Source organism: Desulfobaculum sp. (assembly GCF_054921475.1).
This window is the reverse complement of record NZ_JBUDSW010000158.1, coordinates 1-8,669: the sequence shown is the minus strand read 5'-3', so window position 1 is coordinate 8,669 and position 8,669 is coordinate 1. Positions and strand designations below refer to the sequence as shown.

General features: G+C 63.1%; 8 protein-coding genes. All 8 read right to left on the bottom strand.

What is annotated here, in order from left to right; genetic code table 11:
* Positions 1–251 (bottom strand): hypothetical protein (locus ACY69P_RS10935; RefSeq protein WP_462327491.1); only part of this gene is annotated, 251 nt, incomplete at its 3' end.
* A 4-nt stretch (positions 252–255) separates the two neighbouring features.
* Positions 256–1,473 (bottom strand): type II secretion system F family protein, encoded by a 1,218-nt coding sequence (locus ACY69P_RS10930; RefSeq protein WP_459900909.1) that lies wholly within the window; start codon positions 1,471–1,473, stop codon positions 256–258.
* 14 nt (positions 1,474–1,487) lie between these two features.
* On the bottom strand, positions 1,488–3,200 hold the full coding sequence (locus ACY69P_RS10925; RefSeq protein WP_462327490.1) for a GspE/PulE family protein: 1,713 nt from the start codon (positions 3,198–3,200) through the stop codon (positions 1,488–1,490).
* Positions 3,201–3,247: 47 nt separating this feature from the next.
* Complete coding sequence (locus ACY69P_RS10920; RefSeq protein ID WP_462327489.1) at positions 3,248–4,876, bottom strand: AAA family ATPase; 1,629 nt, start codon at positions 4,874–4,876, stop codon at positions 3,248–3,250.
* Between the two features lie 27 nt (positions 4,877–4,903).
* The gene (gene pilQ, locus ACY69P_RS10915) at positions 4,904–6,547 is read right to left on the bottom strand and encodes a type IV pilus secretin PilQ (protein ID WP_462327488.1); all 1,644 of its coding nucleotides are present in this window, start codon (positions 6,545–6,547) and stop codon (positions 4,904–4,906) included.
* A complete protein-coding gene (locus ACY69P_RS10910) occupies positions 6,522–7,073 on the bottom strand; it encodes a hypothetical protein (RefSeq protein WP_404843514.1) in 552 nt (183 codons plus the stop codon). The genes pilQ and ACY69P_RS10910 overlap by 26 nt, the downstream gene beginning before the upstream one ends.
* 21 nt (positions 7,074–7,094) lie before the next feature.
* Positions 7,095–7,628, bottom strand: a complete 534-nt coding sequence (locus ACY69P_RS10905; RefSeq protein WP_459900915.1) for a hypothetical protein — start codon at positions 7,626–7,628, stop codon at positions 7,095–7,097.
* Positions 7,629–7,634: 6 nt separating this feature from the next.
* On the bottom strand, positions 7,635–8,669 hold a 1,035-nt coding region (locus ACY69P_RS10900), incomplete at its 5' end, for a hypothetical protein (protein WP_462327487.1).

The window sequence follows — 8,669 nt, the reverse complement described above, 5'->3', positions numbered from 1 at the left end:
AGGATGCTGATGGCCCGCGCCCGCTTCAAAAAGCGCTGGAGCGGGCCCGTAAGCCAGCGAAAGGCCAGCAGGGAGGCCACAAAGCACACCCCGCCCGCCACAATGCACAGCGCGGCAAGCCGCGCCTCGGGATTATGGGCAAACCCCGGGTGCACATAGGTCAGCACGCGGTCCGTGAACAGGACCGCAAACACCGTCGCCCCGGCAAGGACGAAGGGAACCAGAAAACCAAGACCGACGCGCAGCCGCATAGCATCACCCCGCCATTTTGGTGAGGTCCCACATGGGCAGGAACACTGCCAGCGCAAAGAAGCCCACGACAGCGGCCAGAACAAGGATAAGAATCGGGCCAATGAGTTCGGCCATCTTCTTCACCTGATATTCCACCTCGTAGTCGTAGTGAGCGGCGACTTCGCGCAGCATTTCATCAAGATTACCGGACTCTTCGCCGATGGCGATCATGTTGATGATGAGCGGCGTAAAGAACGGCGAGGAGCGCAGCGGCTTGGAAATGCCCTTGCCCTCTTGCAGTTCGTCCTTAAGCCCCTCGAAAACGCGCTCAATGGCGGCGTTGCCGATGGTCTTGGACAACACGTCCACGGAGTGGATGACGGACACGCCGCTGGATTGCAGCAGGGCGAAGATGGCTGCAAAGCGCGACATGGCGGCCTTGAGCATCACTTTGCCGATGAGCGGGGATTTGAGCAGCGCGGTGTCCTTCACAAGGCGTCCCTGCGGCGTACGCACGTACATGACAAGGGCGACAACGCCCAGCACGGTCCCGCCGAGGATGAACGGCCAGTAGGCGTTCAGTCCCTCGTACAGAAAGATGCACACCTTGGTGGGCATGGGCAGTTCAATGCCCGCGGAGCGGAAAATGCCCATAAATTTCGGGATGACGAAGGTTAAGAGGAACAGGAACGCGCCAAACAGCGCCGTGACCACGATGGCCGGGTAGGTCAACGCGGATTTGATCTGCTGTTTGATCTCGAATTCGTGCTGGATGATGTAGATGAGGCGTTCCAGCACCTCGGACAGGTTACCGCTGACTTCGCCGGCGCGGAGCATGCTGCAATAGAGGTTGTCGAAAATGTGCGGGAATTTGCTGAAGGCCTCGTACAGCGAATAGCCTTGGCGGATGTCCTTTTCCATGCTGATGACGGCTTTTTTCAGCTTGGGGTTCTCGGTTTGCTGTTCCAGCACTTCAAGAACGCTGAGGATGGACAGACCCGCGTTGACCATGGTCCTGAACTGCTTGGTGAACAGGATGAGGTCGCTGGCCGTGACCGTGGCAATGACTTCGTCGAGCTTTTTCAGGCTGAGTCCGGTGCCGATGCCTGCCGGGCGCACATCCGAGGGGATGTAGCCCTGTGAGACGACCAGTTCCATGGCCATTTCCTGACTTTCGGCCTCCACCACGCCCGTGATGGAGGAGCCGCTATCCGTCAGTGCCTGATATTTGTACTTCTGCATACTGTGTGGACCTTTTAGATGAGGACGGTTGAGGCGGCCTCTTCAAGGGTTGTCACGCCCTGCAGGACCTTGAGCGCGGCGTCATGCTTGAGGGTGTGCAGCGTTCCGGCGGCAACGGCCGCGCGGGTGATGTCCGCCGCCGAGGCGCGATTCATGATGAGGTCCTGAATGGGTTCGTCGATTTCCAGCACCTCAAAGACGGCCACACGTCCGGCGTAGCCGGTGTTTTTGCACATGCGGCAGCCCTTGCCCCGGTAGTAGGTGTGTCCGGACTCGGGCAGGCCCATGGCGCGCAGGGCCGGCGCCGGGGGCTGGTATTCCTCAAGGCAGTGCGGGCAACTTTTGCGCACCAGACGCTGGGCAATGGAGACCAGCAGTGTGGAGGCGACGAGGAACGGCTCAATGCCCATGTCGATGAGGCGGGTGACGGCGCCTGCGGCGTCGTTGGTATGCAGGGTGGAGAGCAGACGGTGGCCGGTCATGGCGGCCTGTACGGCAATGCCCGCCGTCTCCGCGTCGCGGATTTCGCCAACGAGGATGACGTCCGGGTCCTGACGCAGGATAGAGCGCAGGCCGCTGGCGAAGGTCATGCCCGCACGGCGGTTCAGCTGCACCTGCCGGATCTTGGGCACGCGGTATTCCACGGGGTCCTCAAGGGTGACGATATTGATGTCCGAGTTGTTCAGCCGTTTCAACGCGGCGTAGAGGCTGGTGCTCTTGCCGCTGCCGGTGGGGCCGGTGGTCAGAATCATGCCGTAGGGCTTAGACAGCGCGTTTTGGACCTTGGCGTAGTCCGGCTCGCTCATGCCGAGGTCTTCCAGCTTGGCGACGTCGCCGTCGCGCGCCAGCAGACGCAGGATGATATTTTCGCCGTGGATGGTGGGCAGGCTGGACGCGCGGACGTGGATTTCCTTTTTTTCGAACTGGAAGGAAAAGCGCCCGTCCTGCGGAATGCGGGACACCGCGATGTCCATGTGCGCCAGAATCTTCACGCGTGAGACAATGGGCAGGAAATATTTTTTGGGCGGCGCCGGGACCTCGCGCAGTTTGCCGTCCACACGAAAGCGCAGCTGGATGAATTTCTTTTCCGGACTGATGTGAATATCGCTCGCGCCCTCGCGCACGGCCTGCGAGAGGATGGAGTTCAGCAGTTTGATGACCGGGGCTTCCTTGGCCGCGCCCTCCAGCGAGTCCACGGCAATGTCCTCGTCGGGGGCGGCGAGGTCCGGGCCTTCGTCGGTCTCCACGTCCAGATTTTCCATGGACTCCAGCACGTCGTCGATGTCCGACTGGATGCCGTAGGTGGCGTAGGTCAGCTCCTGCAACTCGCGCTCGGTGCAGATGAGCGGGTCCACTTCCATATTGGCGTAGATTTCCACGGCATCAATGGCGTTGATGTCCATGGGGTCGGTCATGGCCACGGTGAGCAGGCGGCCCTTGCGGCTGAGGGGCACAAGGTGATGCTTCTGCGCCAGTTCGGCAGGCACGAGGGATTCCGCGCCAACCTCCAGCGGGTAGGAGTCCGGACGGTAGATGGAAATTCCCAGCTGTTCGCTGATGAGTTCCACCATCTGTGACTCTTTCAGGTAGCCCTTTTGGACCAGAAACTGCCCAAGGCGCATGCCGGAGGCCGACTGCTCCTTAAGGATGCCCGGAAGCTCGTTGTCGCCAAGCATTCCGGCCTGAACAAGCATTTCACCAAGTCGTAAGCGTTTGCGAACACTCATGTGTCTCTCCAGACGCGGGTTTCGCGTGTATGCCTGCCGGAGCAGGGTTAAGCGCCGGAGCGGGCCGCGATGGTACGCGTAAAGCCCGTTCCGCCGAAATAGATCATGCCCGGTGTGTTGCCGCCAAGAATCTGCGCGGAAGCGCGCTGGTCCTGCGGCAGGGCGGTAAGGGCCATCTGCGCGGCGTCCTTGGTGGCGTAGGCGGCGCGGCGGATGACGCTGAACGTCAGCCCTGTGCGGGGCGAAAAATAGGCGAGGATGCGGCACGCAGTGCAGTCCTCGTGCAGCGCGGCGTAGGCATCGCGCAGGGTGGCCTTTCGGGCGAGTTCCACCCAGAAGACGGGCGGCAGACTCTTGGCCGGATAGCTGGCAATGCGCGGAAAGCGCAGGTACTGGCCCGGTTCGATAATGTCGGGGTCCGTCAGCTGGGCATTGGCCGTCAGCACCGGCGGCAGGTCTGCCTCGGCGTAGGCGCCGTAGATGCGCGCCATCATGATGGACAGCGACTCCCGGTGCGGCACTGGCACACTGCCCAGATACCGCGGCGGCTCAAAGGGGGCCGGGACCTCGGTTTGCGGGGCTGTGGTGGCATTGTCTGCCGCGGCGGTGCCGGGTGTGGTCCAGTCTTCGGCCCCTTCCGGCGCCGTGGCGTTGGCGGAAACAGCCACCGAGGGCGGCAGGGCCGAGGCCCGCACCGTGGTGTTGGCATCCAGCCGCTGGCCCGCAAGCGGGGCGGCATACTGCGCCACAAGGTGCGAGACGCCGGTTCGAACCTGCGGCGTCAGCGCCGCGAGGGTGGCAAAGCCCGCAACGACAAGCACGACCTGCGCCCAGCGGGGCATGCCGCGCCGCACCGGTGCGGGGAGGCTTTTGGCGCAGGCGCGCACAAGGGCGGCGTCCGCCTTGGTGCCCTTCTTCATGATAAGGGCGAGGATGACCTTGTGGCACAGGGAGACCACCTTGCGCGGGTGGCCGCTTGTGGCTTCGTACAGCGCCGTGTAGGCCCCGCGCGAGAACAGCACCGGCGTGTCGTACGTCTCCGCCGCGAGGGCGATGCGGTGTTCCACCATGCGCGTGGTCTCCGCAAGGGTGAGGGGGCGCAGGGTGATGTGCTCGTTCACGCGGTCGCGCACGTTGTCCATGGCCTGAAGCAGGGTGGTAAACTCGGGCTGGGCAAAGAGGACAATTTGCAGGAGCTTGGCGCTGTTGGTCTCGTAGTTGAGCAGTTCGCGCAGGATTTCCAGACAATCCGCGCTGATTTTCTGCCCTTCGTCCACGATGAGCACCACAAGGGCGCCCTTGTCCACGGCTTTGGTGAACAGGGCGTTTTTGATGGCTTCCTTCATTTCCCACGAGCCGGCCTCCGGGCCGGGGGCCTCGCCCGTAAACTCCGTGCACAGCCAGCGGAGCAGCTCGCGCGAGGAGTCGAAGGACGGGTCCAAAATGAGGTGGGTCTCGGCGTCCTCCACATCCAGATTCCGCAGAAGCTGGCGGCAGAGGGTTGTCTTCCCGAGGCCCACCTCACCGAGTACGATATTCAGGCCGCGCCGCAGGCGTATGGCTATCTCCACCCGGTGCAGGCAATCCATGTGCCCTTCGGACTGATAGAAAAAGTCCGGGTCCGGGGAGTTGGAGAAAGGCTCCCTGCCAAAGCCAAGTATGCCGTAGTATTCCATGGCGCGCGCTGGTGCGTCCTCCGGGGCCTAGAGGTCCCCGTCTGCGGCCTCGGCTTCTGCCTCGGCCTTTTCCTTGGCGACTTTTTCGTCGTATTCCTTTTCAAGCTGGTCGATGGTCTTGGTCTCGAAGTTGGGCGTCCATTCCGCGAGGATGGTCGGGGTGATGAAGATGAGCACTTCTTCGAGGTCGCTGGAGCTGCTGTCGCTGGAGAACAGCGCGCCAAGGCCGGGCACGTCCTTGAGGCCGGGCACGCCGGAGTCGCCCTTGCTGGTGCGGCGCTTGGTCAGGCCGGAGATAACCACCGTGTCGGAGTTGCGGGTGACGAGGGTGGTCTCGGTCTGCTTTTTGATGATGTAGGGGTTGCCCTGCACCTCGCGGGTCTGGTCCACTTCGTCCTTTTTGACGAGGATTTTCAGCTTGAGGGTCTCGTCGTCGATGACGTGGGGGGTGATTTCCAGACGCAGGGTGGCGTCCTTCCATTCCACGTCGGCGTTGCCGGCTTCGTCCAGCGAGATATAGGGCACTTCCGCGCCGTTTTCGGTAAAGGCGGTTTGGTTGTCCAGCGTGGAGATGGACGGGCTGGAGAGGATGCGCAGCTTGTTGTCCTCTTCCAGTGCGGCAAGCTGGGCTTCGAGAATGTTGCCGCCAAGGTGGCCGAACATCAGGCCAAGGTTCATGCCGCGTCCATCCTCAGGAAAGCCCTTGGGGATGAAGTTGGACACCATGCCGTGGCCGGAGTTGCCCGTTGCGCCGGAGTTCAGGTTCGGCGTGCTGCCGCCCGCGATGGGGTCGGTGTCTGTGGCGCCACCGGACGCGCCGGGGAGCACCCACATGTTGTTGTTATGCCCGCCGAGGCCGTCGCTCTTGTAGGCGCCGCCCCACTGGATGCCCAGTTCACGCGCGGTGTCGGAGTTGGTCTCCACAATGTGCGCTTTGAGGCGGATAAGGCGGCTTGGCCTGTCGAGATACTCGACGATTCTGACGATCTTGCGCAGGTCTTCGGGCACGGCTTGCACGATGAGGGAGTTGCTGTGCTCGTTGACCTCAACGTTGCCGCGGGATTTGCCTTCGCTGTCTTGCGTGAGGAGCTTGTTGAGGTTCTCCTTGAGGCCGGCGGCGTCGGCGTAGCGGACCTTGAGCAGGGTGGAGGCCAGCGGCTGGCGGTTTTTCAGTTCGCTCAGCTTGATGGCGGTTTCCAGGTCATCCGGCGTCATAACGCGCAGGATGTCGCCCTGCCACTCGTAGGTCAGGCCGTTGGTCTTGATGATGCTCTGGAAGATTTCCTTCCAGGGCTGCTTGACGATGTTGACGTTCACCGAGCCGGCCACGTTGGGGCTGACGATGATGCTCTGGTCGGCGATGCGCCCAAGGGCCTGCAGAACGGCCACGATGTTGGCGTCGTGCATTCTGAGGGACGCTTCCATGTCCGGGAGTTCGCGCTCCTCGATGACGGCGGTGTCCTCCTGAGCGGGGATGATGGCTTCCTGCTTGTGGGGTTTGTACGCCGGGGAGTAGCCCTGCGACTGCGACGCGATGGTCTTCCACTTGTCGAGGAAGTGCTTGGTGTCCATGGAGTCCTTGTCGTGGGCGCAACCGGTGATGACCAGTGCCAGACACAGGGTCAGGGCGCCGAGCAGAATGATCTTAGTGCTGCGGAGTTCTCTGCGCATCTCTGTCCTCGGTGAAGGTTATGGTGTCCTCGGTGATGGGGACGATGATGTGTTCTCTCATGCCACCTGCTGTTTCGGGGCGTTCCAGCCGGAGAGCATCTTCCCCGATGGCGACCACGAAGCATCCTTCCTCGTTCAGGCGTTCGCCCACGCCAAATTCCTCGCCGTTGACGATGGCCAGCCTGCGGCTGCCCAGCTTGACAAAGCCGCTGTACGTAAAGTCCGTGCTGTTGGTGGTCACCAGCACGTCTTGGGCTTTGACGTCACTATCCGACAGGACGACCTTGAGGAACGGGTCGGCGATTTCCGTGCCCTCGGCGAGGGCTATTTTGTACATATCCAGCTCGCTGGGGTGCTCTTTCGCCACGGAGGTGCGCATTTCGCGGACCATGGCCTTGAGGTCGGCGGCGGCCACGGCGTTGGCCGTGGCGTCCACGCGGGTGGTGGTGCCGAACAGGAGCGTATAGCCGCCATAAAGGATGGCCGCGCCCATGAGGCATATGAGTACAATTTCACGCTTTTGCATGTGTCTTCTCCCTCGTATCGGCTAGCCGCTTTGAACCGCGACCCATGTCTTGAGTTGGAAGCGGGTTTCGCCGGGGGCCTCGGTCACACGCATGTGCTCGATGCGCCGCAGGTAGGACAGGGCGCCAAGCTCCACGTAGAATTGCCGGAAGTCCTCAAGCGTGCCGGTGACGGTGATGTCCACGGCCATGCGCCCGGTCTCCATGGCCAGCGACAGCGGGTCGCACACCACGGACTGGGGCGTCAGGTTGCAGCTGCGGGCCAGCGCGCTGATGTCGGGCTGGACGCCGCCGATGCGGTCGTTGGTGAGGGTGGTCGGCTCGGGCAGCGGCAGGGTGGAGGCGCGCGTCTTGAGCGTTTTGGCGAACTCGGCGTACACCGGGAACAGAATTTTCTGGCGCTGGCGCGTTGCCTCGGCCTTGACGATGTCGTCCTTCAGGGCCGCTGTGCTGGCGGCGGTGCGGAAGTTGAGCAGCGCAAAGAATCCGGCGGCAATGGCCACGCAGATGACGGTCCGCAGGATGTTGCGTTTGGTGAGTGTGGGTGTGCTGGGCATGTCCGGCTACCTTTCCACGTTGACGTGCAGGATGAAGTGCAGGCCCGTATTGGCGCCACGGCCCACCAGTTCGCGGCTGTGGACCACGGGGTCCGAGAACAGCGGCGAGCTTTGCAGGGTGACGATGTAGGACGCCAGAATGGAGTCGCGCGACTCTTCGGCGTCGGGGATGGTGCCTTCAAGGACAAGCAGGCGCGGCGGCTCGGTGTTGCGGGCGCGGCGGGCGCGCTTGTCCTTTTTAGGCGCGGCTTCGGCCCCGAGGGTCAGGTCCAGCTGCCGGATTTTAATGGCCTCTGGCGTCAGGGTGCCGACCTCGCGCAGAACGGCCAGCCCCTCGTACTTGCGGGCGAGGGCCTTGAGGTCGCGCTGTTTGTTTTGCACCTGCGACGCCATCTTGAGCAGCAATTGCTCGTTGACGGGCGGGGCGTAGGCGGCAATTTGCCTGTTGACGGCGTCCAGCTTGGTCTGCACGGCGCTTTCCTGCATGCTCTGCCAGCCGAACACACCGCCCAGCAGGGCGATGGCGGCGAGGAAGGTCGCGTAGATGATGCGCGCCTGCCGTGCGGCTTGCCAGTCCCGGTCGCGCTGGGCGTAGTTGCGCAGCAGGTTCGGGGTGGTTGCCGTGTCCGAGAAGGCGAGGGCCGCAGGAAGGTTGAACTCCATGCGCCGCGCTTCGGAGCGGGGCGGCGCGGTTTCGGCGCTGGCAAGCGTGGACGACGCAAGCGGATCAAAGAGGCCGCAGTCCAACGAGAGCTGCTCGCACAGAAAGTTTCGGATGGGCGCACTGGCCGCCACCTGTCCGGACAGCAGGATGCGGCGGACCGCGTCGCCGCCTTCGGCGTTGACGTAGTGGTTGAAGGTGCGCTCAATCTGCCGCACAAGGCGGTCGAGGGCGGGGCGGATAAGGGCCATGACCTCGTCGGTGCTGAGTTCCGCGCCGGGGGCGTTGTCGTCAATGGATTCCCCAAGCAGCCGCGCGAGGATGAGCGCCTTGGCTTCGCCGTCGGTAAGCTCGGTGGCCGGGGCGGGAGCCGGCGCGGC

Excerpts from the sequence above, each read along its gene's own strand:
- ACY69P_RS10905 (WP_459900915.1), bottom strand. The coding sequence starts at position 7,628 with ATGCCCAGCACACCCACACTCACCAAACGCAACATCCTGCGGACCGTC.
- ACY69P_RS10920 (WP_462327489.1), bottom strand. The coding sequence starts at position 4,876 with ATGGAATACTACGGCATACTTGGCTTTGGCAGGGAGCCTTTCTCCAAC.
- pilQ (WP_462327488.1), bottom strand. The coding sequence starts at position 6,547 with ATGCGCAGAGAACTCCGCAGCACTAAGATCATTCTGCTCGGCGCCCTG.
- ACY69P_RS10925 (WP_462327490.1), bottom strand. The coding sequence starts at position 3,200 with ATGAGTGTTCGCAAACGCTTACGACTTGGTGAAATGCTTGTTCAGGCC.
- ACY69P_RS10910 (WP_404843514.1), bottom strand. The coding sequence starts at position 7,073 with ATGCAAAAGCGTGAAATTGTACTCATATGCCTCATGGGCGCGGCCATC.
- ACY69P_RS10930 (WP_459900909.1), bottom strand. The coding sequence starts at position 1,473 with ATGCAGAAGTACAAATATCAGGCACTGACGGATAGCGGCTCCTCCATC.